The following is a 25,100-nucleotide window of genomic DNA, read 5'->3' on the forward strand; positions in this document are numbered from 1 at the left end:
CTACCTCGGCGGCTTGCCGGTCCAGGCCGCGGTCCAGGTCTTCGGCCCGAGCAGGCCGGAGTCCCTGATGCCGTTGGCCCGTTGCAGCTCGAGCACGGCCGTGCGGGTCTTGTCCTGGTAGCAGCCGGTGCCGGTGAACCCGTAGCCGTAGGCGTTCATCCGCAGCTGCCAGGTCCGCAACGCCGGGTGGCAGTCCCCCGGCCCGAACACCTGCCCCGGCCAGCCCGGGATCTTGGCCCCGCTGATGTAGGCGGCCTCGCCGTAGTCGGGCACCCGCTTGCTGCGCGCGTCCCGGTCAGCGCGCAGCCCGAGCTTGCCCGCGCACTCCCACGGCTGCCAGCCCCGCATCCGGTACAGGTAGAGCGCCCGGAAGTCCTGCTCGGCCGGACTGGCCTGGTGCGGCAGCCCGGCGCCGCCGACACTGCGCCAGGTGGGCAGGTCGAACTGGTAGGCGCCGTAGTAGCCGTTGCCGGTGTTGGCGTGGTAGCGGTCAGTGGACTCGCACATCCGTAACCGCTGCCAGTCCACTGTGGACGGATCAGCCGCCGCGACCCCGCCCAAGGCAACCATGGCAGCGCCCGCGGCGAACAGCACGGCCACCGCCCGAACGAGACGTGGTCTGTCCATAGTGGACACCGTAGGACCAGGTCCCACCCGTCACAACCGCACCACACGTCACAACATGCCGCGCGCGACGCACCAGCCCTGTCCTACGCTCCGCCGATGAGCCCGCTCCAGCTGACCGTCCTGGGCAACGCCACGCCCTACCCCACCGCCGGGAACCCCTGCTCCGGCTACCTGGTCACCAGCGGCGACACCCGGATCTGGCTGGACGCCGGCACCGGCACCCTCGGCCCGCTGCAACGGCACACCCGCCTGGACGAGCTCACCGCGGTCTGGATCTCGCACGCCCACGCCGACCACTCCGCCGACCTGCTCACCGCGTTCTACGCCCTGCGCTACGCCGACTTCGCCCGCCCGGCCCCGCTGCCCCTGCACGGCCCGCCCGGCCTGGCCGACCGCCTGGCCGCCTTCCTCACCAACGGACCGGCGCGCAGCCCGGTGGAGGAGGCCTTCGCCTGCCACGAACTGCGCGACGGCCAGCGGCTCCGCCTCGGCGAGCTGACCCTGACCACCCGCGCGGTCGAGCACGGCATCCCGGCCTTCGCGGTCCGCATCGACTCTGCCACCCGGTCGCTGGTCTTCTCCGGCGACACCGCGGCCTGTCCCGCGCTGACCGAGCTGGCCCGCGACTGCGACCTCCTGCTGTGCGAGGCCGAGAGCGACCGCCACCCCGAGGGCGAGACCCCGGTGCACCACACCCCGGAGGACGCCGGGGACACCGCGCGGGCCGCGGGCGCGCGCGGGCTGGCGCTGACCCACCTCGGCCGATCCCTCTCCCCCGCCGACGCGGTGGCCCGCGCCGCGACCCGGTACGACGGGCCGGTGGCCTACGCCGAGCCGGGGTCGCGGATCACGGTCTGAGGTGATCCACAGTGACGACCTGGGTGGAAATACCTGACTTCGTCACGACTCGCTCGCGGGCGCGCCGCAACGTCGTCCACGGCCAGTACAGTCCCCCCACTGCGCGGGCCCAGCACCCCGCGCCGGGAGGTCGGGGATGAGTGGAGCAGGCACTGTGCACACCGCGGTCGGCACGCCGGAGGACCGGCGGCGGATACAGCGCGGATGGTGTTGGTACGACTGGGCGAACTCGGTCTTCCCGACCTCCGTGGTCACCGTCTTCCTCTCGCTGTACCTGACCTCGATCGCGCGCGCCGCGGCCGAGGCGGACACCGCGCTCAACGGGCCCGCGCCGTGTGCAGGCGACAACACGCTGGTGCGGTGCGATGTGACCTTCCTCGGCCTGCAGTTCCCGGCCGGATCGCTGTGGGGCTACCTGCTCTCCTTCGCCACCGTGATCCAGGTGCTGGTGCTGCCGGTGGCGGGGGCGATCGCCGACCGCAGCGCGAACAAGCGGCGGATGCTGGCCGGGTTCGCCTTCACCGGCGCGGTGGCCACCTGCCTGCTCGCGCTGGTGGAGGGGCAGAACTGGCAGATCGGGGTGTTGCTGTTCACCATCGGCAACATCTGCTGGGGCACCTCGGTGGTGATCTACTACGCGTTCATCCCGGAGATCTCCACCGCCGACGAGCGGGACGCGCTGTCCTCGCGGGGCTGGGCCTTCGGCTACCTCGGCGGCGGGGTGTGCCTGGCCTTGCAGCTGGCGCTGTTCCTCGGGCACGAGTCGCTGGGGCTGGCGCAGAGCGAGGCGGTGCGGGCCTGCTTCATCCTCACCGGGATCTGGTGGGCCGTGTTCACCCTGGTGCCGCTGCGGGTGCTGCGGGACCGGCCCCGGCAGGACCGGACCGACCTGGGCGGCGGCAAGATCACCGGCGGCTTCCGCGAGCTGGGTGACACCATGCGCTACGCGCGGAAGTTCCCGCTCACGCTGGCCTTCCTCGGCTCCTACCTGATCTTCACCGACGGCATCTCCACGGTGGCCAACGTGGCGGGCCAGTACGGCAGCCTGGAGCTGAAGCTGCCGCAGTCCACGCTGATCACCGCGATCCTGATGACCCAGTTCGTGGCCTTCATCGGCGGTGTGCTGCACGGGCAGGTGGCCCGGCGGGTCGGGGCGAAGAAGACCATCCTGGGCAGCCTGGTGGTGTGGCTGGTGATGCTCGTGCTGGCCTACTTCGTGCAGGCCGGGGAGCAGCTGCAGTTCTTCGGCATCGCCGCGGGCATCGGCCTGGTGCTCGGCGGCACCAACGCGCTGGCCCGCTCGCTGTTCAGCCAGATGGTCCCGGCGGGCAAGGAGGGCCAGTACTTCGCCGTCTACGAGATCGGCGAGCGCTCCACCTCCTGGCTCGGCCCGCTGGTCTACGCCGGGATCGGCCAGGCCACCGGCTCGTTCCGGCTGGCCATCCTGAGCATGATGATCTTTTTCATCGTCGGCTTTGTCCTGGTCTGGCTGGTTCCCGTGCGGCGCGCGATCCGCGCTGTGGGCAACTCGGAACCGGCGGTGCTGTGATCAACAACGGCTTCCCGTTAGGGTCACGGCCCGTGGACGTACTAGCGGTAGCCAACCAACCGGACCCCACCGACGCCCTGTCCGCGGTTCCCGCGGCCGGAGCGCGGCGGGCCCTGCCCGTCTCGGGCCGGCTGCGGTTCTTCTACGGACCCATGGACTGCGGCAAGTCCACCCTTGCCTTGCAGATCGACCACAACCTGGCCCGGCAGGGCCGGGGCGGCCTGCTGCTGGTCCGGCACGACCGGTCGGGGCAGCCGCAGATCTCCAGCCGGATCGGGGTGTCCCGGCACGCGGTGGAGGTCCACGAGGACACCGACCTGGTGCTCCTGGTCCGGCAGTGCTGGGCCGAGGGCCGCCGGGTCGACTACGTGATCGTCGACGAGGCGCAGTTCCTCAGCGCCGCGCAGGTCGAACAGCTCGCCGAGCTGGCCGACGAGGTGCAGGTCGACGTGTACTGCTTCGGTATCGCCACCGACTTCCGCAGCGAGCTGTTCCCGGGCTCGCGGCGGCTGTTCGAGCTCGCCGACGAGCTGCAGGCGGTGCAGGTGGAGGTGCTGTGCTGGTGCGGGCTGCAGGGGCGGTTCAACGCCCGGATTCTGGGTAACCAGATAGTCCGTGCGGGTGACACGGTCTTCGTGGCGGACACGGTGGCCGATACGGACCCGCCAGCGCCGGATACGGACCGTGCACAGCACGAGAGCGACCCAAGCGCTACGGTCCGTTATCAGGTGCTCTGCCGGCGGCACTTTCGTCTAGGTGAGCTTGGTCCCACCTCGACGCCGGTAGGCCAGCTCAGCCTGGCTTGATCTGCTCCAACACCCAAAACCTACCCCCAACTGGGTGAACTAGCCGTAGCATGCGCTGATAACGCGTCATGACGCTGCGGCGATGGCATCCCTATGGAGGACGTCCTCGTTGATAGGTGAAATAGGTCACCGAGGGCGACCAACTAGGCCAAACCGGGAACGACAACGACGCCCTCGTTGTTGCACTCTGTAAGCAGTACGCCGTGAGCTCAAGGCGGGCGGTCTTGAGCCGAGCGAAAGGACACCGTCATGGCCGACCGCGTTTTGCGTGGCAGCCGGCTCGGAGCTGTCAGCTACGAGACCGACCGTAACCACGACCTCGCACCGCGCCGGTCGGTGCGGTACGCCTGCCCGAAGGGGCACGAGTTCGACGTCCCGTTCGCCGACGACGCGGAACTCCCCTCGACCTGGGAGTGTCGTCTGCACGGGACCGAGTCGGAGATGATCGACGGCAGCCAGCCGGAGGCGAAGAAGGTCAAGCCGCCGCGCACCCACTGGGACATGCTGCTCGAGCGTCGCTCCATTCCCGAACTGGAGGAGCTGCTCACCGAGCGGCTCGAGGAGCTTCGGGGTCGCCGGAGCGCCACCTCCGCCTGACCCGCACCACCGCACCTCCCGCGCACAGGAAAAACACGAAGGCCGCCTGGTTCTCCCGCCCAGGCGGCCTTCGTGCGTCTACGGCAGGCTCAGCGCTTGCGGAAGACCTTCTTGACCTGGTTCACCCGGTGCTTGGCGCCCCACTGGGTCACCCGCCACAGCGCCTCGGTGACGATGTTGCCGCTCATCTTGGACACGCCGATGGCGCGCTCGGTGAAGGTGATCGGCACCTCGACCACGCGGTAGCCGCCGAGGATGGTGCGCCAGGCCAGGTCGACCTGGAAGCAGTAACCCTGGGACTGCACGCCGTCCTGGATGATCTTGTCCAGCACCTCGCGGCGGAAGGCCCGGTAGCCGCCGGTGATGTCGTTGAGCCGCACCCCGAGGGCGAGCTTGGAGTAGATGTTGCCGCCACGGGAGAGGAACTGGCGGTGCCAGGGCCAGTTGACCACCTTGCCGCCGGTGACGTAACGGGAGCCCAGCACCAGGTCGGAGTCGATCAACGCGTTGAGCAGGCGGGGCAGGTCCTCCGGGGCGTGCGAGCCGTCGGCGTCCATCTCCACCACGGCCGCGTAGTCCCGCTCCAGGGCCCACTTGAACCCGGCGATGTAGGCGGCGCCGAGGCCGGCCTTCTCGGTGCGGTGCATGACGTGGATGCGGCCGCGCTCGTCGTCGGCTGCCATCTGGTCGGCGACCTCGCCGGTGCCGTCCGGGCTGCCGTCGTCGACGACCAGGACGTGGGCCTCGGGCAACGTCGCGTGCAGCCTGCCCACGATGAGCTGGACGTTCTCCCGCTCGTTGTAGGTCGGGATCACCACCAGCACCGGGCTGGGCGGCCCGCTGGGGCTCGGGGTCTCCGCGTGGCTGTCGCGCTGGTCCGCCATCCGTGTCCTCCTCGCCGGCGGTGGGCGGCGCAAAGTGCCACCACCGGTCGGTGTTCGTCCTACGTCGTCAGGGCGCCGGTGTGGTCGCGGCCATGATCCATTCGGGCCATCGACCGGGATACGCTAACCAGCGTAGTCGCAGACCGTAGCGGAGCCTGGACCAGCGGGCCCCGCGACCGGCACAACTGAGTCTTCCGGGTGACGAAGAACGCCTGGACCTCCACCGCGCCCGAGGTTGCAGACTGCCCTGGTGGACACCACGACCCGGCACGCCTACCTGGCCCGCATCGGCGCACCACACCCCGCCGCCCCCACCGCCGCCGCCCTCGCTGACCTGCAACGACGCCACCTGCACACGGTCCCGTTCGAGAACCTGGGGGTCCACCTGCCCGGCACCCTGACCCTGGACCCGGCCGCACTGGCGGAGAAGATCATCACCCGGCGGCGCGGCGGCTTCTGCTTCGAGCTCAACGGCCTGTTCGCCGAGCTGCTGCGCGGGGTGGGCTTCCAGGTGACGCTGGCCGGCGCGCGGGTCTTCCACAACGCGGGCGTCGGCCCGCCGCAGGACCACCTGGCGCTGCTGGTGACCGACGAGGAAGGGGTGGTGTGGCTCTCCGACGTCGGCTTCGGCCGCTTCGCGCTCTCCCCGCTGCGCTGGACCGCCCGCGAGCCGCAACAGGACGCCACCGGCACCTTCCGCCTGGTGGACACCCCGGACGGCGAGGTCGAGGTCTGGCACGGCGAGACGGGCGCCTACCGGGTCGACCCGAGGCCGCTGGCGCTGAGCGACTTCGAGCCGATGTGCTGGTGGCACCAGAGCTCCCCCAAGTCCCACTTCACCCGCAACGTGACCTGCTCCCTGCCCCTCGGCGACGGCGCGGACCGGATCACGCTCTCCGGCCACACCCTGATCCGGTCCGTGGGCGGCAGGCGGACCGAGCAGCGGATCGAGCCCTCGGCGCTGCTCGCGGCCTATCGGGAGTGGTTCGGCATCGAGCTGGACCAGCTGCCCACCCAGCCTCAGGCGGACTGACCGGACCGTTCGACGCGCCCGCCGGTCAGCAGGGCGGCGGTCAGGTCGGCGAGGAACCCCCGCCCGACCCCAGGCCCTACCGACCGGCCGGTAGCGGGGTGGTCAGCTGAACCGCGCGGAGCGGAACTTCAGGCTCTCGGTGGCCTGGCTGCCCGCGTTGAGGCGGTAGGCGGCGCCGGCGCAGTTCGGGTCCTTGAACAGCACCACCGCGGAGCCGGTGCGGTTGACCGGTGTGAAGGCGTACCCGGCGATGGTGGTGGCGATGTCGGTGACCTCGTGGCACTCGTAGCTGGCCGGGTTGGCCACCTTGGTCTCCAGCAGCACACCGTCGGCGTCGCGGTACTGGAAGCTGAACTCGCCCTCCGCGGCGGAGGCGGCGGGCGGCGCGGCCAGGCCGACGGCACAGGCGCTCGCCGCGGCCAGGAACAGTGCTCGGTAACGCATGGGAACCCTCCTTCGAGGTGCGGACTGGGCTTCTCGCCTACCCACCGCACCCCGGTTCCCCGGCACGATCCCCCGGCCGCGCTCACCCACCCGACCGGTCGGCGGGGCGGGTACCAGCTCGCTGACCAGCGCGAACCCGCCCAGGCGCGGAGGCCGTGCCACCCGAACGGGCGGCAGGGCGGGTTCGCGGCCCGCGGTCAGGTGGTGGGGATCGGCACCACGACGGTGCCGGTGGCCCTGGTGACCACCAGCGGCTCGGCGAGCACGTCGGCCGAGGACGGTCCCCGGTCCGGGTTGGCCCGGCAGGTCACCCTGGCCTCGAAGGCCACCGTGCGGGAGCGGTTGCCGATGCGGGTCAGCGTCGCGGTCACCTCCACCACGTCACCGGCGTGCACCGGGGCCAGGAACTCCACGTTGCCGTACCCGGCGAACAGGCCCTCGTCGCCGTCGGTGCGGATGCACAGCTCGGTGGCCACGTCGCCGAACAGGCCCAGGCTGTAGGCGCCGTCGACCAGGTTGCCGCCGTAGTGGGCGTGCGCGTAGGGCACGTAGCGGGAGTGGGTGACCGAGAAGCCCTCGACCAGGGAGTCGCTCACGCTGCTGTCACCTTTCGATCGGCCATGGCGTGGACCAGGAAGCTGGCCACCTCGCCGGGGGTGGTGCCGCGGCCGAAGACGCGGTCGACGCCGAGCTCCTCGGCCATCAGCGGGTCGAAGCGAGGGCCGCCTGCGACCAGCAGCGGGCGGCGTTCGCCCATGGCCTCGCGGAAGGCCGCGGACATCTCCTGGGTGTTGAGGATGTGCGCGTCCCGCTGGGTGACCACCTGGGAGACCAGCACCGCGTCCGCCTTCTCCGCGCGGGCCCGCTTGACCAGGTCCGGCACGGTGACCTGGGCGCCCAGGTTGATCACCCGCAGCTCCCGGTAGTACTCCAGGCCCTTCTCCCCGGCGAAGCCCTTGATGTTGAGGATGGCGTCGATGCCCACGGTGTGCGCGTCGGTGCCGATGCAGGCGCCGACCACGGTCAGCTTGCGGCGCAACCGCTTCTTCACCGCCGCGTTCACATCGGCCGGGCTCAGCAGCGGGTACTCGCGCTCCACCACCTGCACCGCGTCCAGGTCCACGATGTGCTGGACCGAGCCGTAGACCACCACGAAGGTGAAGTCGGCGCCGATGGCGTGGGAGTGCACCACCATCGCCGGGTCCATGCCCATCTTGTTCGCCAGCTGCTGCGCGGCGCCCTCGGCGCGCGGGCCGTGCGGGACGGGCAGGGTGAACGACATCTGCACCATGCCGTCGCCGGTGGTGTCGCCGTAGGGGCGCACGTACCGCTTCTCGCTCATCGGTCGCTCCCCTCGGTGCCCACGCTCGACCCTGCGAGCAGGTCTTCGTCCAGGAGGTCGCTCGCCGGGTTCACGTAACCCTCCGCCTTCTCGATCACGCCGTCGGCGCCCTTGCCCCCGTCCGGCGGCCGCTTCATCAACCCGAAGGTGCCCTGGGCGATCGCGGTGAGCAGGCCGTCGTCCACGATGCGCTCCAACAGGTCCACCGCCTCGCCGAGCACCTGGTGCGCGCGCTTGACGATGAAGCCGTCCGGCGCGGGCCGGAAGTCCTCGGCCAGCTTGCCTGCCGCGCCCAGCACGTAGCGCACGTTGGCCAGCGCCAGGTCCCGGTCGGACAGCCACGGGGTGACCACGGCCTCGGTCATCATGCCCACCAACAGGATGCTCTGCCCGGTCAGCACCCCGGCCAGGTTGAAGAAGCCGTCCAGCAGGTGGCCGCGGAAGACGTCGCCGGTCATGTGCTTGGTCGGCGGCATCCACTTCAGCGGCGCGTCCGGGAACAGCTCGCGGGCCAGCAGCGCGTGCGAGAGCTCCATCCGGAAGGAGTCCGGCAGCTCCGGGTTGATCTCGAAGGCGTGGCCGAGGCCGAGCAGCTCGTCGGGCAGTCCGGCCTCGTGCGCGAAGTGCTCGTTGAGCAGCTGGGACACCGTGACCGTGTGCGCGGCCTCCACCGCGTCGGCGGTGGTCAGGTAGTTGTCCTCGCCGGTGTTGATGATGATCCCGGCCCGCGCGTGCACCTGGCGGGAGAACCGTTGGTCCACAAAGGTTCTGATCGGGTTGATGTCGCGGAACAGGATGCCGTACATGCAGTCGTTGAGCATCATGTCCAGGCGTTCCAGCCCGCCCAGCACCGCGATCTCGGGCATGCACAGGCCGGAGGCGTAGTTGGTCAGCCGCACGTACCGGCCGACCTCCTTGCTCACCTCGTCCAGCGCGGCCCGCATGATGCGGAAGTTCTCCTGCGTGGCATAGGTTCCGGCGAAACCGTGGTGAGTCGCGCCCTCCGGGACGTAGTCCAAAAGGGACTGTCCGGTGGAGCGGATCACCGCGATCACGTCGGCCCCGGCGCGGGCGGCGTTGCAGGCCTGCACCACGTCCTCGTCGATGTCGCCGGTGGCCACGATCAGGTAGATCCAGGGCCGCTGCGCGGGGTCGCCGATCTTGTCCACCAGCTTGGCGCGCTGGGCGCGGTTGCGGTCGATCCGCCGCATGCCCTTGGCCACGGCCACCCGCGCGGTCTTCGCGGCCCGCTCGGCGGCCTTGCCCTCGGGCACGGTGAACTCGACCTGACCGGCCGCGGTGGCCTCGGCCAGCTCGGTCAGGTCGGCGAAACCGTGTTGCTTGAGCGCGTGGAAGGCGGGCAGCACCGCGCCGTGGGCCAGGCCGCACTGCTCGCGGATGGTGTCCACCACCCGGTTCACCCAGGGCACGTCGCCCGCGCGGTGCGTGGTGTCCGCGCCGGTGATGCCGGCCAGGCGCAGGGTGGCCCGTTCCACCGCGACCGTGGTGTGCGCCTTGGCCAGGCGCACCACCGGTTTCGCGGCCTCGGCGGCCAGCCGCCGCGCCCGTGCGACGACCTCCGCGTCGAGGTCGAGCATGCTCTCCCGGCTCACCCGCGATCCTCCTCCATGTCGTAGATGGTGCGCCCGCGCAACACGGTGCGCAGGCAGCGCGGCGCTCGCGCGCCCTCGTCGAGGCGGGGCAGCGCGGGCACCCTGGACCGCGGGTCGGTGGACCAGCGCTGCACCTTCTCATCCGGCGCGGCCACCACCAGCTCGTCGGCCTCCCACACCGCGTAGGTGGCGGGCGCGCCGGGCTGCAGGGTGCCGCTGAGCCCGTCCAGGACCCCGGCGGCCCGCCAGCCGCCGCGGGTGTGCGCGGTGAAGGCGGCCCTCGGCGAGATGCCCAGGCCCTCGGTGCGGTGGTAGACGGCGGCCCGCACGCTCGCCCACGGGTCCACCGGGGTGACCGGCACGTCGGAGCCGAAGGCCAGCACCATGCCGGCCGCGGCCACGGTGGCGAACGGGTTGAGCCGCTCGCCGCGCGGCAGGCCCAGGCGCTGGGCGTAGGCCCGCTCGGTGCCGCCCCAGGCGTGGTCGAACAGCGGCTGCATGGAGGCGATCACGCCCCAGCCGGCCAGCCGCGCGGCCTGTTCCGCGGTGACCATCTCCAGGTGTTCCAGCCGGTGGTGCCGGGCGGCCAGCGCGGGCGCGCCGACCACGGTCTCCGCCTTGGCGAAGCCGGCCACGACCTGGGCCACCGCGCGGTCGCCGATGACGTGGAAGCCGCCCTGCACACCCGCCCTGGTGCAGGCGATGAGGTGCTCGGCGATGGCGTCGGCGTCCAGGTAGAGCGCGCCGGAGGTGCTGGGGTCGTCGGTGTAGGGCTCGCACAGCGCGGCGGTGCGGGAGCCGAGCGCGCCGTCGACGAACAGGTCCCCGGCCACCCCGGCCGCGCCGAGCTCCTTGGCGGTGGCCAGTCCGCCGGCCTCGCCCCAGTAGCCGAAGACCTCCGGCACGGTGCCGGTGGCGGAGAGTGCGAGCAGGTCGGCCAGGTCCTCGGGGCTGGAGATGTCCGGCCCGGCGCACTCGTGCACCGAGGCCACGCCGAGCTTGGCCGCGTGCCGCAGGAACAGCAGCTGGGCTTCCCGCCGCTGTTGGGTGCCCAGCGACTCCCTGGCCGCCCGGCGCACGTGGTGGTGCGCCGCCCGCGCGAGGGGTCCCTGCTCAGACCAGCCGTCGGCGTCGCGGGCGGCCGGGGCCAGGTTGAGCAGCGCGGTGGAGACCAGCGCGGAGTGCACGTCGATCCGGGAGAGGTAGACCGGCGCGCCACCGGCGGCCCGGTCCAGCTCGGCGCGGGTCGGCGGGCGGCCCTCGGCCCAGTTGACCTCCTCCCAGCCGTGGCCCCAGATGACCACGCCGGGGTGCGCGGCGGCGTAGTCGCGGACCAGGTCGAGGCACTGGCCGAGGGTGCGGCAGCCGGTGAGGTCAAGGCCGCTGTACTGGAGCCCGGCGGAGGTGGCGTGCACGTGCGCGTCCACGAAGGCGGGCGCGACGAAGGCCCCGTCCAGGTCGATGACCTGGGCGTCCGGGTGCAGGGCGCGGCCGACCGAGTCCTGCCCGACCCAGACCACGGTGCCGTCGGCGACGGCCATGGCGGTGGCATCCGGCGCGGCCGGTGAGTGCACGCGGCCGCCCAGCAGCAGCGTCGTGGTGGTGGCGGGGTTCGGGAGGTTCATGGTCGTCACACCGGCGAAGTCTGCCGTTCGCGGGCCTCGAACATCGCCCGGACCCCCGGCTCGGCGCGCAGCAGGTCCAGTGCGAACTCCGCGTGCCCCGGCACGTACCCGTTGCCGACCAGCATCTCCACGTCCGCGGCCAGGCCTTCCGCGCCCAGCGCGGCCGCGCTGAAGGAGGTGGCCATGGAGAAGAAGATCACCGTGCCGCCGTCGGCGGTGGCCAGGACCGCGCCGTGCTCGCAGCCGGGCACGTCCACGCAGACCACGGTCACGTCGACCTGCGCGCCGACCGCCTCGCCCACCGCGACCGGGTTGCGGGCGTCGGCGATGACCACCTCGTCGGCGATCCCGGCCGCGCGCACCGCCTCGGCCTCAGCCTGGGTCGGCACCAGCGCGACCAGCCTGCCCGCTCCGGCGCGGCGGGCGGCGACCAGGGACAGCGAGCCGGACTTGCCGCCCCCGCCGAGCACGCACACGGTGGCCGGGCGGCCGCGTTCGAGGTTCTTGCGCCGCACGATCCGGTCGGTCAGCGCGGGCGCGCCGCAGACGTCCAGCACGGACAGGGCCAGGTTCTCCGGCAGGTCCGGTGGCAGCACCGCGGCGATCGAGCGGCCGAACAGGATCGCGGTGCCCCGGCACGGCACCTGCTCCCCCGCCCCGTCCCAGTCGGCCAGGCCGTCGGTGATGGTCAGCGGGGTCAGGCTGAGCGAGACCAGCGTGGCCACCCGGTCGCCGGCCCGCAGGCCCAGCGTGGACTCCGGGCCGGCCTCGCGGACGGTGCCCATCAGCATGCCGCCGGAGCCGGTGACCGGGTTCTGCATCTTGCCGCGCTCGGCCACGATGGCCAGCACCGCGGCACGCAGCTCAGCGGCGGTGGGGTGGGTCTCGCGCAGCTGGCGGTAGGAGGCGGCGTCCAGGTTCAGCCGCTCGACGTCGATGACCACCTCGTCCGCCCCCGGCGTGGCCGAGGCGTCCAGCCGCCAGGCCTGCTGCGGCAGCACCCCGGCGGGCTCGATCACGCGGTGCAGACCGTACGGCGACGAACCAACACGCTCCGTCACACCCACCTCCGAAAGATTTACGTCAGGCTTGCGCTCTGGCAGCATATCTTTACGTCTTCTTGAGGGCGAGGAGTAGTTTATGACTGCGGTTCACGACCTGGCGTCCGTCTCCGAGGCGCTGGAACACGCTGCTCGGCAGCCGTACACCTATGTCCGGAAGGAGCTGGTCGAGCCCGACTGGCGACGCTTCCCAGGATGGCGCGAGGTGACCGAGGCGCAGTGGCGGGACGCGCAGTGGCAGCGGGTGAACTGCGTGAAGAACGCCAAGCAGCTGCGCAAGGTGATGGGCGAGCTGCTCACCGAGTCCTTCTATGAGGACCTGGACGCCGACCAGCAGCGGATGGCGACCATGTCGATGCTCATCCCGCCGCAGATGATCAACACCATGGTCCCCGAGGGCGCGGCCGCGGGTGAGGAGTTCACCAAGGCCTTCCTGGCCGACCCGGTGCGCAACTACATGATGCCGGTGGCCAGCGACCGCCTGCTGGAGTGGACCAGCCACCCGCACTCGTCCAGGGACTCCCTGCACGAGGCGGAGATGTGGGTCGTCGAGGGACTGACCCACCGCTACCCCACCAAGGTGCTCGCGGAGATGCTGTCCACCTGTCCGCAGTACTGCGGCCACTGCACCCGGATGGACCTGGTCGGCAACTCAACCCCGTTGGTGGACAAGCACAAGCTGTCCCTCAAACCGGTCGACCGCCAGGACCAGATGATCGACTACCTCAAGCGCACCCCCGGCGTGCGCGACGTGGTGGTCAGCGGCGGCGACGTGGCCAACGTGCCCTGGCCGCAGCTGGAGTCGTTCCTGATGCGCCTGCTGGAGATCGCCACCGTGCGCGACATCCGCCTGGCCACCAAAGCCCTGGCCGGTCTCCCCCAGCACTGGCTCCAGCCCAAGGTCGTCGAAGGCCTGGAACGCGTGGCCCGCACCGCCCGCCGCCGCGGCGTCAACCTGGCCATCCACACCCACGTCAACCACGCCCAGTCAGTCACCCCCCTGGTCGCCGAAGCCGCCCGCACCGCCATGGAGGTCGGCGTCCGCGACGTCCGCAACCAGGGCGTCCTCATGCGCGGCGTGAACGCGACCCCGGACGCCTTGCTGGACCTGTGTTTCGCGTTGCAGGGCGAGGCGAACATCCTGCCGTACTACTTTTATATGTGCGACATGATCCCGAACGCCGAGCACTGGCGGGTGGCGGTGTGGGAGGCGCAGGAGCTCCAGCACGCGATCATGGGGTATCTGCCGGGGTATGCCACGCCGCGGATCGTGTGCGATGTGCCGTATGTCGGGAAGCGGTGGGTGCACCAGGTGTCGGAGTACGACCGGGAGCGCGGGATTTCCTACTGGACTAAGAACTACCGGACCGGGATCGAGCTGGAAGACCCTGAGGCATTGGACCGCCGGTACCCGTACTACGACCCGATCACCTCGCTGCCGGAGACCGGGCGGCAGTGGTGGAGCGAGCACCAGAACGACTGATCGACACGACGGTTCGGAGCCCGGAAACCGGGTTCCGAACCGATCGGTCCAGCATCTGCGGCGACGTCGGCCCGGGGAGTGGGTCCCGAGCCGGTCTGCTCGGCGAGTGCTACCCGGTCGGTGCCGGGCTCGTCACCTCGGCAGCGTCGCCGACCTTGATGGCCTGGGCGAACCCGAACTCCTTCTCGCCGGAGACGTTGTGGCGGTAGGAATCGATGGCAGTCATGGTGTTGCTCCTTGCCGCTGCCGCGGTTGCTGAACGGGGTGACAGGTCAGGCGGCTACGAGGCGGCCGACGGCGTCCGCGATCGGTGTGTCGCCGGAGGTGAGCTCGACGATCACGCGGCTGAGGCGCGGCTCGTGGAGGGCGGCGTCGATGAACGCGGCGACGTCGTCGCGGGGCACATCGCCGTACTCGACGGCCGGGCCCGCGGTAACGCGACCGGCGCCGGGGGTGTCCAGGAGTGTGCCGGGGCGGACGATCAGCCAGTCGAGGTCCGTCCGCGCCAGGTACACATCGGCGCTCTTCTTGACCTTGGCGTAGTGCTCGAAGCCCTCGCCGCCCTGGCCGCCGCGCAGTGCGTCGGGGAACACCGAGACGAGCACGAACCGCGGCACCCCGGCGAGTGCGGCCGCGCCGGCGGCCTTCTGCAGACCCTTGCCATCGATGAGGGTCGTCTTGTCCATGCCGGTGCCATGCGCGCCGGCCGAGAAGACCACCGCGTCATGGCCGCGCATCTTCTGGGCCAGCTCGTCGACCGAGTCGGCGATGAGATCACCGATCACCGGCAGCCCGCCGGCCTCCCGCACCGTCTCGCGCTGAGTGGGCGCCCGGTGCATGCCGGTCACCGAGTCCCCGCGGGCGGTGAGCAGCTGGGTGAGGCGGCGACCGACCCCTCCGGCGGCGCCGATCTGGAACACCTTCATCATCTCGTCCCGTCTTTCGTGTGCGTGGAAAGGGAGATCTCCGCCGGTCAGGCGGCGAACACCTGGGAGTCGTCGGCGAAGGCCTTGAACTCGAGGGCGTTACCGGCCGGGTCGAGCAGGAACATGGTCCACTGCTCGCCCTGCTGGCCTTCGAATCGCACGTAGGGCTCGATGACGAACTCGCTGCCCGCGGCGCGTAGTCGCTCGGTGAGCTTGTGGAACTCCGGGACCGTCAGGACCAGCCCGAAGTGCGGCACCGGGACGTCGTGACCGTCGACCGGGAACCGCGGGATCGGGGAGTCGAGGACGGTCATGGCACTGCCTTCCGGTCAGAGGGAGAGGAGCAGGCCGGACTGGACCCGACCCATTGTCTGAATGTTAACATTAGGACATTGTGAGAGGAGGTGCAATCCGGATGCGAGCGATCAGCACAAGATGTCCCCGGCACGGCGTCGGGGCTTGGCCAATGAGGTCGCGGACCGCTGATGGAGCGGGCCGTGGACACGCACGAAATGGCGCGCTGCGACATCGCCTTCCACGACGCGGTGTTCGCCGCCGCGGGCCATCAGCGCCTCGCCGCAGCGTAGGTCGGCATACGGTGCCAGGTCCACCTGTTCCTGTTGACCGGATCGGCCTCACCACTGAGGGTTGTCTTGACCGCATCCCACGTGAGCACCATGAACTTGTCGCCGCGCTGTGCGCCCGCGACACCGAGGCGGCCCTCGAACTGTTCGCCGCCGCGCCGGCGCCCTCGCGGCGGAGTGTCCACTGTGGAATGCGCACTTCGAGTGCGGCGACAGGAGCACCGTCGGATGTGGATGTGGTGGTCGATCCCTGCGTGTCGGTGACCCCGTCGGGCAACACCTGTGTGTCCAGATCGGACAATCGCAGCACTCTGGTGCCGACTGGGCAGTGACCCGGTCCCCAGCGCCGCCGCCTTGTCTTCGCGTTGCCTCGCAATGAGACTTGCGCCGTGCCGAGTGCTGCTGAGTTTGCCCGTGGGAAGGTCTGTGCGGTGCGCGATGACCCACAGGGTCGTCTGGCGCTGCTTCGTCGTCTGTACGAAATGCCCGACGGGGATGGCACCACCCACCTGCCGTATCGGCGCGCGGCGACGGCGTTCATGACCTGGCAACTGCGCCGCGGGCTGTTGGCGGCCGAGGACGCCGCGGTGCCCGGCAGCCGGTGGTGGCGGGCTGTCAATGAGCGGCTGCTTCGCGATGGCTGGGAAGCCCTCGGCCTTGCCATCGGGATGGACACCGCTGGTTCAGCGCCGAGTGCCGTGCCGTCGTTGGACTTCATTCGCCGTCCGACCTCCCGGAACTGGTATCGAGCGCACAACAGCAGCGTCGTGGCCGGGTACCTGGACAACATCGAGCTCGCCCAGCTCGAGAGCCGGACCGAACGGTTCTTCCTCAACCTGGTGCTGAGTCGCGTCCTGTACGCACACGCACTGGTGGCCGCACCGCGTCTCGCGCTGCGCTGGCTGTCACCACTCGCGCCCGCCCTGGGCGACCCGCGGGTGGGCATGACCGGGATCTTCCTGTCGATCTCGCGGATCCTGCCCGCGACCTATCCGCTCGGTGACGACGTCGAACGGTACGTCTCCCGCGAACACGGCCTCGGCCGCCTGATCGACATCGGGATCATCCAGCCCCGGCTCCGGCAGCTGTTCGACTGGTCAGCGTGCGAGCTTGGCGAGCCACGTCTGGCCAAGCTGCTCGACGGCGACGTGCCCTGCTACGCGTGGCCCGCCGAGGACCGGCAACCGTGGCTCCCACGTCCCACGATCACCGCGCGCCTCGCCCTCCGCGCCTTACCGCCGAGCCCGTGCCGGCGATGACGCGGGCCAGCCCGTCCTGGCCGGGCACACCGGGGCCTCCTGGGCGGCAGGTGGGTTTCGGCGGAGCGCCGGCGAACGCGAGCTGTACCACCGATTCCACCGCGGGAACCGCCGTCAGCGAGCTGCGCCAGGCGATGTGGGCGGTCAGTCAGCGGCGAGTCCAGCGCTGGTTGGCCGCGTCATGGCAGTGCCACCCGATCACCGGGGTCCCGTTCAGCGTGCCGTTGTTGTCCACGTCCAGGCACAGCCCGGTCCGCACGTTGCTGATCGTGCCGTTGCCGTTCAGGTTCCACTGCTGGTTCGTGCCGCCGTTGCAGTACCGCAGCTGAACCTTCGCGCCGGCCGCGGCGTTGGGAGCTGTCTCCAGGCACATGCCGAGTAGTTGCAACGTGTTGCTGTTGCGGGTGATCTGTTGCTGGGCCCCACCGCCCTTCGGAGAGTCCAGGCAGCGGTCCGCCGACTCGCTGCGCAGCGGGAAGGTGGCCGGCGCCAGCGCCAAGCCGCCGCCACTGACCCGGAAGACCGCGGTGCCGTGCGCGGGCACGACGGCGGAGATGGAGCCTGTGGTGCTGGACGTCGCTCCAGTCCAGAGATCGGGCAGTCCGGCCAGCGCGTCGACGGTCTGCCGGATCAACGTCTCGGAGATGTCGCAGCCGAACGTGTTCCAGGTGTTCCATCCCATCGGTGGCGTGCGGGCCACCCCGTCCTCCAGCGCCTGCGCCGGCCGCGGCGCGATCACCGCGGTCATTCCCGCCAGGAGCATGCAGGCGACCGCCAGCACGCCGGTGATCCGGACACGCAAGACCGACGACCGGTTGCCAGCGTTGACAATCTACTGCAGAAGTTGACCGGACACAGCGTTCCCTTCGCGTCAGGGCGACATCAGACGGCATCCTGGACACGTTCCCGGCCTGTTCGCCGTGAGCACCGCTCACCTCGGCCGCGGAAGTCGCTCCAGATGGCGGTTCCCCTTGTGGGCTCAGGTCAGCGCGGCGGTGAGCACCGGGACGTAGAAGCCCATTCCGGCGAGGTTCGGATGTGTGCCGGTGCCACCGGTTCCGGGATAGCCGTTGGCCAGGCCGTTGAACGTGTACGCCACCCGATGGCCGTCATTGCGTGTGTCCAAAGTGGAGCTACCGAAGACGTCTGCGACCGCGACTCCCCACTTGGCGCAGATCCGCAGCGTGACCGAGCGGATCGCGAGCTGGGTGTTCCAGTCGCGGGAGCCGAGCTTGTGGACGGCGACGTGGACGATCCGCGCGGCCGGCCACCTGGTCCGCATGGCCTGGATCGTGGTCTCCAGCGAGCCCGCGTAGGTAGACCTGTCGAACGTGGCGGGGTCAAAGCCCGCCGCCATCGTGCCGACCCGGTACCGGTTGTTGTAGATGAGCTCGGCGTCGTTGGTGCCGCCGTTGAACACCACGTAGTCGGGTGCCTGCGCGGTGGCGTTCCGCACCTGTGTGAGGATCTGCTTGCCGCCGGGGCCGATCGCCGCGCCGTTCACGGCGTACTTGGTCAGGTTCATGAGTTCGCGTTCGGCCGCGAGGTTCACGAAGCTGCGTGCGTAGGTGTGGCCGTGGACGATGCTGTCGCCGAAGGCGTACATCGTCTTGCCCTTCAGCCGTCCGCTCGCGGCGGTGGCCGGCACGGTGAGGCGGAAGTTGTCGATGGACTGCACGCCGGTTCCGTAGTAGTTGGCGGCGACGAGCTTCGCGAGGTTCGTCCCGGTGACACTCGCCGTGCCGGAGGCCATGACCGTTGCCGCGGTCTCCTTGGTGGCGATCAGGTACTGCACTCGCCGCAGCGTGAAGTCGAGGTGCAGGTTCACCGTGTACCACTTGGCGCGGTCGTAGGCGATCCTGGTCCACGCCGGGTTGAGCGAGTCCGGTGCGGACGCCGAGTCGGACACGGGGCCGGTCAGGCCGTACCGGAGCTCGGCGGTGGTGCCGGCGAGCGCGAACACGAGATTTCCCTGGCTGTCACGCAGTTCGATGCCCGTCTTCTGCCCGCTGCCGGCGACCGCCGTCTTCCAGTCGAACGTCAGGTCGAGGGTGCGCTCCCCCACGACGGCGCCATCAAACGCCTTGACCGAGGTGGTGTAGTCGCTCATCCCCTTGGTGACGTTCAGAACGCCGTCGCTCACCGCGGCACCGGTGGGAAAACCGAAGTTCGCCGGAGTCGTCTGGGCGCTGAACGTCTCGTTGATGAGAACGCCAGCCGCGGCCTGTGCCGTGGGTGCGGCGAGGACCGCTGCCGCCACTATGGCGGCGACGGCCGTGGGCCGGAGGAATCGGCGGGTTCGCCGTTGGGTGGCGTGCATGGAGGTTGCCCTGCCCGTCTCGTTCGTCACTGGGGCTTGTCAGCCCGTCACCCCGGCGCGCGGTGCCGGGGTGACGGTGTGCTGCCTGGCTACGTTTCCGGTCAGGCGTTTGCCGTGGTGAAGACGTAGCGTCCACTTGGGACTGTGTAGAGCCGGTAGTTGCCTTCCGAGCCTGCCGGGACGGCTTCGGGCGGCGCGATCACCTTCTGGCTACCTGTGACGGGCACGTGGATTGTGCCGGTCCGGTTGACCGGCACCTCGACGGTGAGCGTGAGCCGGCCGTTCTCGAGCTTCCAGCTGGATGAGGCGGTGCCGCCGTTGGTCTGCAACGAGGTGGCGGCTCGTTGCAGACTCGCCGGCAGGTGCGGCTTCACCACAACCTTGGTTGACGCGCTTCCGGTTTGCGCGAGTCCGGCGACGTCGGCGAGCATCCAGTCCTCGGCTGTGCCGAGGAAGGGGTGTCCCTTCGATCGAGTGTTCGTCCAGTGCTCCCACAGGGTGTTGGCACCGGCGGCCATCCACGCGCCGTAGCCGGGAGCGGTGCGTTGCGTGGCGGCTTTGTAGGCGGTGTCGAGGTGTCCGTACTGGGTGAGCACGCGGAACAGCCACTTGGTGCCCAGCACGCCAGTGCCGAGGTGGTTGCCGCGGGCCGCGACGTCGGCGGCCACGGCGTTGACCACGGCCTGGCGGTTCGCCGCGGGCGTGATCCCGAACGCCACCGGGAGCACGTTGTTGGTCTGCAGGAACCTGGCCCCGCTCGCGGTCCGGTAGGTGCCTGACCTGAAGTAGTCGTTGTTGAAAGCCGTCCGTGCGGTGGCGGCGCGGCGTGCGAACGTCGCGGCGTCGTCGGTACGGCCGAGCTGCTGGGCAACGCCGGCGAACTGGTCGAGTGTGCGGATCACGTAGGCACGCGCCGCCAGCTTCTTGTCGGCTGCGGTGTTGCACACGCTGTCTCCACCGGGGCACACCCAGTCGCCCCAGAGCTCGACCGGGTTGGTGGTTTGGGACGACACGAACTCGGCGTAGGTCTTGAGTTGCCCGTAACGGGCGGTGACGACCTGCTTGGCGTCGTGCTCGCGCAGGAGAAGTGTCGCCAGTTCGGAGAAGGCGTTGCCCCATGCGGCGCTGGACAGATCGGCCCCCGTGGTCGGGACGGGAGCCTCGGCTGGCAGGTCGCCGTTGCTGCGTACGCTGTCGGCGATGTCGTGGTACCACTTGATGTAGAGGTTCTTGGCGTCGAAGTTGCGCATCACCGCCTCGGCCATGAGCGCGCCGTCGCCGAGCCAGGGCAGCTTCTCGAGGTAGGACCCATCGGTGGGCGCTGCGAGCACGAAGTTGTTCAGGACGGTTTCCCGGCCGGCTTTGTGGACGAAGTTCAGCACGTCGTTGGACGAGTCGAAGGTCCCTGCGCTCTGGATGTCGTTGTGGATGCGCAGGGCCGTGACCCGGGGTGCCGGTGCGCCGCTGGGCAAGCCGCTGACTTCGATGTACTGGAAGCCCTTGTGGGTGAACGACGCCGCCCAGGTGGCCGGCCCTGAGCCCTTGCTGATGAAGGTGTCGTCCTGCGGGCGTTTGCCCGCGACCACTGCTCGTCCGTTGCTGAGCGACTCCGCGTACCGGATTCTGACCGTGGTGCCGGCCGGCACGTCGAGCGTGATGCGTGCGTTGCCGGAGATGTTCTGGCGGACGTTGTAGACGAACACCCCCGCGGCCGGCGTGGCCGGGCTCCCGAGGTTGATTTCGCTGACGACGCGTGAGGGCTCCATCGGGCTCGCCTGCAGGCGGGCTGTGCCGTTGCTGACGGCCACGGCCGGCGCCCATCGGCCGGCGTCGAATGACGGAGTGTTCCAGCCGGGCTGCTCCTTCCGGGCGTCGTAGCCCTCCATTTCCGGCAGTCTGGTGGTGCTGGTGAGAAAGGGCAGGGATGGCCCCTGGGTGGCGGCCCAGCTGGTGCTGGTGGGGACGGACTGCGTTGTGCCGTCGGCGTAGCTCACCTGGAGCAGTGCCTTTGTCCGGAGGATGCCGTCCCAGGCGCCGCGGTTCTCGGGCTTGGCCCAGGTGTGCAGGCCGTTGAGTGTTCCTTGGCCGAGCGCGATGCCGACGGCGTTCTGGCCTCCCTGGACCGCGGAGGTGACGTCGATGCCGTCGTAGAAGCTGACCTTGTCGTACTTGCTCATGCCGGAGCCGAGCACGATGTTGCCGGCCGGTCTGCCATTGACCGACGCCGCGTACGCGCCCAGACCCGAGACGTAGAGGGTCGCGTTGGCGACCGGCTTGGTGACCGAGAAGTTCGTGCGCAGCAGGGGAAGGCCGAGCAGCACGCCGCCAGGTGCGGGTTCTCCTCGACCCGCCACCCAGTCTCGCTGGGAGATCCAGGTCGCCCCGTTCCAGTCCTGCTCGCGCAGCATCCCGGTGCCGAACCGGAAGTCCGTGCTCCAACTGCTCCACTCACCGGCGGCGTCCCTGACCCGCACGCGCCAGGTGTAGCGGTGCTTCGCCGCCAGCGACGGTCCGCCATAGGTCACGGCGGCGACACCACTGGCCTCGGCACGGTGGGTCCAGATCGGCTCGGCGGTCCGTTCCGCGTCACGCACCTCGACCTCGGCCGCCGTGACGGCAGCGCCAGACCGGCTGGAGGTCACGCTCCACGCGAACTCAGGCCTGGGGTTGTCGATCGCCAGCGGGGCGTTCAGCCCCTGGGTGGTGCCCCGGGCGGCCACGAGCGGTGACACGAGCGACGATATGGGGTCGGCAGGTGGAGCCGCCGCCGACGGCATCGCCGTCAGGGTGACCAGGGCGACGAGTAGTGCGGTTGCCGCGGACGTGCTGGTGAGACGCGGAAATCTCACTGGACCCACTCCAATCGTGGCATCGTTTCACTGCCGCTGAGCAGTGGGGTCGCCGACGACCTCGACCACGACCACGGACACGTCCGCATTGGGCGCCGAGGCGGGCAGGGAGACGGTGATGCCACTGCTGGTTCTGGTGTAGCGCAACGAGTTTCCGGGGTTGTCGAGCAGGTAGACCCGGCGGATGGCGTTCGTCAGCGAGCCGATCACCAGCTGGCGACTGGTGGGCCAGGAGAAGACGTGGGCGAACAGCTTGCCGGGCTTCTTGGTGTAGTAACCCCAGGACGGCTCGGACGGGTAAGGACTGCCGGTGGTGCCGTAGACGCTGTCGCGGTAAGTGCTCATCCAGGCGCCCATGCCGGTCAGCGCGTTGACCGACCCGGTGGTCACCACACCGTCGCCGCGCGGGCCGATGTTGAGCAGGTAGTTGCCGTCCCGGGAGACCACCCGCACCAGTTCCCGCACCAGGGTCCGGACCGACTTGTACTGGTTCTCCTTACGGGAGTCGTAGCCCCACGCGCCGTTCAGCGTCTGGCAGGTCTCCCATGGCCGGGGCAGCGGTCTTGCCGGAACGGTCTGCTCCGGGCAGAGGTAGTCCCCCAGCCCCGAGTCGCGCTTGACCCGCTCGTTGATGACAAGGCTGGGCTTGAGGCTGACGCAGTAGTCGTACAGGTCGCGGCCGTCGTCGGCGTTCCACCAGTCGGTCAGGGTCTGGGGTTTCCGCTCGGGGAACCAGTCTCCGTCGAACCACAGCAGCGCCGGGTCGTAGCGGGTCACCAGCTCCCGCAAATGTTCTTTCATGTCCCGGATGTAGCCGGCGCGCGCGGTCATCGACGCCATCGTGGTCAAGCCGGTGCTGCGGGCGGTCTGGGACGGGTGGCTCCAGTCGACGATCGAGTAGTACAGCGAGAAGACGATGCCCTGCCGGTCGCATTCGGCTTTCAACTCCGCGAGCAGGTCACGCTGGAAGCCGGTGTAGGCGGGCAGGGTGTACAGCCGCCTGCCCGTGGTGTCGGTGCAGCCGGCCACCTTGGAGTCCCACATCGCGAACCCCTCGTGGTGCTTCGCGGTGATCACTAGGTACTTCATCCCGGCTCTCTTCGCCAACCCGACGATGCTGGCCGCGTTGAAGCCGACCGGGTTGAACCTGGCCGAGACCTGGGTCTGCCAGTTGGCCTTCGACCACTTCTCGTTGTACATGTTCCACTCGCCAAGGCCGCGGTAGGAGTACGACCCGAAGTGGATGAACATGCCGAACCGGGCCGCGTACCACCAGTCCATCTTGGGCGGGACGGGGTACTTGGCGGCCGCGGGCAAGGCGGGCAAGGCGAACGGCAGGGCGACGGCGGCCGCGCCCACGGCGCCCGCTTTGATCAACTGGCGGCGGTTCAGACGCATTGGCATGCTTCGCTCCCTCGTGGGTCAGCTGCGTGGCCGGGGCAGTGCCTGCTTCATGCTCGCTTGGCCCAGGTCTGGCCGGAGCCGCCGTTGCAGGTGTTCACCACGACCGGCGCATCGTCAGCGGTGCCAACGGCTTCGAGGCAGCGTCCGGACGCCGAGTTGGTGACCGTGCCGTTGGTGTTGACCGTCCACTTCTGACTCGCGCCGCCATGGCACGAGTTGATCGTCACCCTGGCACCCTGCCCGGAAGCGTTGGCGTCCATGCACTTCGCGTTGTCATAGATCCGCAGCTCACCCGCGGCCGTCTGGGCCCACCGCTGGTTGGTCACGCCGCGGCAGGGCCAGATGATGAGCCCGGCGCCGTTGGTCTGGGTCCCGCCCGGCACGTCCACGCACTTGCCGGAGGCGGAGCCCGCCAGGCTGAAGGTGGTACCGGGCGCCGGGTCACCAGGGATGAGCGGGCAGGTGCTGCGGTACGCCGAGATGCCGGTGTTGTCCAGCAACGGGCACAGGAACTGCTGGTACCGGGTGTCCTGGTCGAGGAAGATCTTCATCCACGGGACCCACTTGCGGGTCGCCACCGAGTTGTTCGAGGTCGGGAAGCCGTGCCCGGCGCCGGTGAGCTCCAGGTACATCTTCTCCGTCGAGGCCGGGATCTGGTTGTAGTAGCCCGAGACCAACGACGGGGTGACCGTCCCGTCCCGCTGGCCGGCCAGCAGCGCGGTGGGGACCCGCATGGTGCTCAGGTTCTGCGAGGGGCTGAACGGCGCGTTTCCGATCGCGGCCTTCAGCGTCGGCCGGCGCAGGGCCGCCGAGATGGCGCCGCCGCCACCCATCGAGTGACCCATCACCGCCAGGCGGTTCGGGTCGACCCTGGCGCGCACCGAGCTGCGCTGGGTCAGGTAGTCCAGCGCGGCCAGCAGCTGGGTGCCGCGCGCGGTGTCGTTGTCGTTGCGGCTGTTGGTGTCGATCCCGATGACGACGAACCCGAACGAGGACAGCCAGTGGCCCATCCAGGCGCCTTCGGCCGCCCAGGTGGCGGTGTAGCCGGGCACGACCGCGATCGCGCCGAACGTGCCCTGGCTGGTGTCCGTCGGGTAGTAGATCTTCGCGCCACCGAAGCCGTTCCCACCGCCCACACTCGTCTCCGCGGTGGCGAAGGTGCCGCGGTTCGCCGCGACGCTTGCCTGGGTGGGATTCGGCCCGCGCTGGTAGGGGTTGTCGGCGGCGGCCGCCGATCCTGGGACCACGATGGAGGCCAGGAAGCCGAGCGCGGCCGTGCACGCGACAGCCACTCTTCGCACCATGCCGCGAGAGGAGCCGGTGGCTTGCCGGATGGGCGTATTCGCAGGGGACGCCGGGATTTGGGTCATGAAGCACTACCTCTTCGTAGGCAACGTTTACCGAGAAAGGTCAGCTGGACGCTGGAGAACGTTTTCCAGGCTTGAGTCCTGGATTGTCACCGGGTGTCGGAGTCACCCACCTGGCGGTGCGCGAGTTCACCGCGGTGGCGGGCCCGGCACGCCATCCGTGGTCATCCGATCTCCTGTGACCGAAGTAGGGACGATCCCGCCGCCGTGAACGTACACAGCCGCTCCGCGCGGCGAACACCTCCGATGAAAGCGTATTCTTACGCCGGTTTCAAGAGGCAGGTAGGCCCAACTCCGTGAACGTGCACAACCCGGCACGCCGGCCACCGACCGGTTTACGCGTCGACTGCCGAAACTTTCGTCGAATGCGCAGTCGAATCGACGAAACCGGGTCACCGCCGGTATTCCGACAAACGATCAACGCTCGGAAAGCGCTTTCTTGACAGCGTTCTCAGTTGTGCCGAAAACT

Annotated in this window: 21 protein-coding genes and 1 pseudogene; 7 read left to right on the plus strand and 15 right to left on the minus strand. The window is 69.9% G+C overall.

Annotated elements, in window-relative coordinates; all coding sequences use genetic code 11:
* The gene (locus M8C13_RS39735) at positions 1-570 is read right to left on the minus strand and encodes a transglycosylase family protein (RefSeq protein WP_252486014.1); all 570 of its coding nucleotides are present in this window, start codon (positions 568-570) and stop codon (positions 1-3) included.
* A gap of 153 nt (positions 571-723) precedes the next feature.
* On the opposite strand from M8C13_RS39735, the gene M8C13_RS39740 reads away from it, so the two are divergent.
* From M8C13_RS39740 to M8C13_RS39755, 4 genes are all read left to right on the plus strand, one after another.
* Positions 724-1,485, plus strand: coding sequence for an MBL fold metallo-hydrolase (locus tag M8C13_RS39740; protein ID WP_252485988.1), 762 nt, complete (start codon positions 724-726; stop codon positions 1,483-1,485).
* Between the two features lie 136 nt (positions 1,486-1,621).
* The gene (locus M8C13_RS39745) at positions 1,622-3,034 is read left to right on the plus strand and encodes an MFS transporter (protein ID WP_252485989.1); all 1,413 of its coding nucleotides are present in this window, start codon (positions 1,622-1,624) and stop codon (positions 3,032-3,034) included.
* A 32-nt stretch (positions 3,035-3,066) separates the two neighbouring features.
* Positions 3,067-3,840 (plus strand): thymidine kinase, encoded by a 774-nt coding sequence (locus M8C13_RS39750; RefSeq protein WP_252485990.1) that lies wholly within the window; start codon positions 3,067-3,069, stop codon positions 3,838-3,840.
* 249 nt (positions 3,841-4,089) lie between these two features.
* Positions 4,090-4,437: an RNA polymerase-binding protein RbpA gene (locus M8C13_RS39755; protein WP_185004641.1), complete on the plus strand. Its 348-nt coding sequence runs from the start codon at positions 4,090-4,092 to the stop codon at positions 4,435-4,437.
* An 89-nt stretch (positions 4,438-4,526) separates the two neighbouring features.
* Here M8C13_RS39755 and M8C13_RS39760 read toward each other — a convergent pair whose 3' ends face one another.
* Complete coding sequence (locus M8C13_RS39760) at positions 4,527-5,321, minus strand: polyprenol monophosphomannose synthase (protein ID WP_252485991.1); 795 nt, start codon at positions 5,319-5,321, stop codon at positions 4,527-4,529.
* Between the two features lie 250 nt (positions 5,322-5,571).
* Here M8C13_RS39760 and M8C13_RS39765 point away from each other — a divergent pair, with 250 nt between their 5' ends.
* A complete protein-coding gene (locus M8C13_RS39765; protein ID WP_252485992.1) occupies positions 5,572-6,354 on the plus strand; it encodes an arylamine N-acetyltransferase in 783 nt (260 codons plus the stop codon).
* Between the two features lie 102 nt (positions 6,355-6,456).
* Here the strand turns inward: M8C13_RS39765 and M8C13_RS39770 are convergent, their stop codons facing one another.
* From M8C13_RS39770 to M8C13_RS39795, 6 genes are all read right to left on the minus strand, one after another.
* Positions 6,457-6,798, minus strand: a complete 342-nt coding sequence (locus tag M8C13_RS39770) for a hypothetical protein (RefSeq protein ID WP_252485993.1) — start codon at positions 6,796-6,798, stop codon at positions 6,457-6,459.
* 197 nt (positions 6,799-6,995) lie between these two features.
* Complete coding sequence (locus M8C13_RS39775) at positions 6,996-7,394, minus strand: hotdog domain-containing protein (RefSeq protein ID WP_252485994.1); 399 nt, start codon at positions 7,392-7,394, stop codon at positions 6,996-6,998.
* Positions 7,391-8,140, minus strand: a complete 750-nt coding sequence (locus tag M8C13_RS39780; RefSeq protein WP_252485995.1) for an OAM dimerization domain-containing protein — start codon at positions 8,138-8,140, stop codon at positions 7,391-7,393. The genes M8C13_RS39775 and M8C13_RS39780 overlap by 4 nt, the downstream gene beginning before the upstream one ends.
* Positions 8,137-9,753: a lysine 5,6-aminomutase subunit alpha gene (locus tag M8C13_RS39785; protein WP_252485996.1), complete on the minus strand. Its 1,617-nt coding sequence runs from the start codon at positions 9,751-9,753 to the stop codon at positions 8,137-8,139. Before M8C13_RS39785 ends, M8C13_RS39780 begins: the two co-directional genes overlap by 4 nt.
* The gene (locus tag M8C13_RS39790; RefSeq protein ID WP_252486015.1) at positions 9,750-11,378 is read right to left on the minus strand and encodes an amidohydrolase; all 1,629 of its coding nucleotides are present in this window, start codon (positions 11,376-11,378) and stop codon (positions 9,750-9,752) included. The genes M8C13_RS39785 and M8C13_RS39790 overlap by 4 nt, the downstream gene beginning before the upstream one ends.
* A 5-nt stretch (positions 11,379-11,383) precedes the next feature.
* The gene (locus M8C13_RS39795) at positions 11,384-12,439 is read right to left on the minus strand and encodes an L-erythro-3,5-diaminohexanoate dehydrogenase (RefSeq protein ID WP_252485997.1); all 1,056 of its coding nucleotides are present in this window, start codon (positions 12,437-12,439) and stop codon (positions 11,384-11,386) included.
* Between the two features lie 79 nt (positions 12,440-12,518).
* Between M8C13_RS39795 and M8C13_RS39800 the strand changes: the two genes are divergently transcribed.
* Positions 12,519-13,922, plus strand: coding sequence for a KamA family radical SAM protein (locus M8C13_RS39800; protein WP_252485998.1), 1,404 nt, complete (start codon positions 12,519-12,521; stop codon positions 13,920-13,922).
* Between the two features lie 272 nt (positions 13,923-14,194).
* Here the strand turns inward: M8C13_RS39800 and M8C13_RS39805 are convergent, their stop codons facing one another.
* A complete protein-coding gene (locus M8C13_RS39805; protein ID WP_252485999.1) occupies positions 14,195-14,851 on the minus strand; it encodes an NAD(P)H-binding protein in 657 nt (218 codons plus the stop codon).
* Positions 14,852-14,895: 44 nt separating this feature from the next.
* Positions 14,896-15,129, minus strand: a pseudogene (locus M8C13_RS39810) (VOC family protein); the annotation flags it as partial.
* A gap of 734 nt (positions 15,130-15,863) precedes the next feature.
* Between M8C13_RS39810 and M8C13_RS39815 the strand changes: the two are divergent.
* Complete coding sequence (locus M8C13_RS39815; RefSeq protein WP_252486001.1) at positions 15,864-16,691, plus strand: hypothetical protein; 828 nt, start codon at positions 15,864-15,866, stop codon at positions 16,689-16,691.
* Positions 16,692-16,839: 148 nt separating this feature from the next.
* Here M8C13_RS39815 and M8C13_RS39820 read toward each other — a convergent pair whose 3' ends face one another.
* The 5 genes from M8C13_RS39820 to M8C13_RS39840 form a co-directional block, all read right to left on the minus strand.
* Positions 16,840-17,493: an RICIN domain-containing protein gene (locus tag M8C13_RS39820; RefSeq protein ID WP_252486002.1), complete on the minus strand. Its 654-nt coding sequence runs from the start codon at positions 17,491-17,493 to the stop codon at positions 16,840-16,842.
* A 177-nt stretch (positions 17,494-17,670) separates the two neighbouring features.
* Positions 17,671-19,041 carry an SGNH/GDSL hydrolase family protein gene (locus tag M8C13_RS45680; protein ID WP_252486003.1) on the minus strand — a complete coding sequence of 457 codons (1,371 nt, stop codon included), beginning with the start codon at positions 19,039-19,041 and terminating at the stop codon, positions 17,671-17,673.
* Positions 19,042-19,112: 71 nt separating this feature from the next.
* Positions 19,113-21,788 (minus strand): family 78 glycoside hydrolase catalytic domain, encoded by a 2,676-nt coding sequence (locus tag M8C13_RS39830; protein ID WP_252486004.1) that lies wholly within the window; start codon positions 21,786-21,788, stop codon positions 19,113-19,115.
* 99 nt (positions 21,789-21,887) lie between these two features.
* Positions 21,888-23,264: an alpha-L-fucosidase gene (locus tag M8C13_RS39835; RefSeq protein ID WP_252486005.1), complete on the minus strand. Its 1,377-nt coding sequence runs from the start codon at positions 23,262-23,264 to the stop codon at positions 21,888-21,890.
* A 47-nt stretch (positions 23,265-23,311) separates the two neighbouring features.
* Complete coding sequence (locus M8C13_RS39840; protein ID WP_252486006.1) at positions 23,312-24,556, minus strand: ricin-type beta-trefoil lectin domain protein; 1,245 nt, start codon at positions 24,554-24,556, stop codon at positions 23,312-23,314.
* Positions 24,557-25,100: the final 544 nt, after the last annotated feature.

This window comes from Crossiella sp. SN42, from assembly GCF_023897065.1.
Classification (GTDB): domain Bacteria; phylum Actinomycetota; class Actinomycetes; order Mycobacteriales; family Pseudonocardiaceae; genus Crossiella.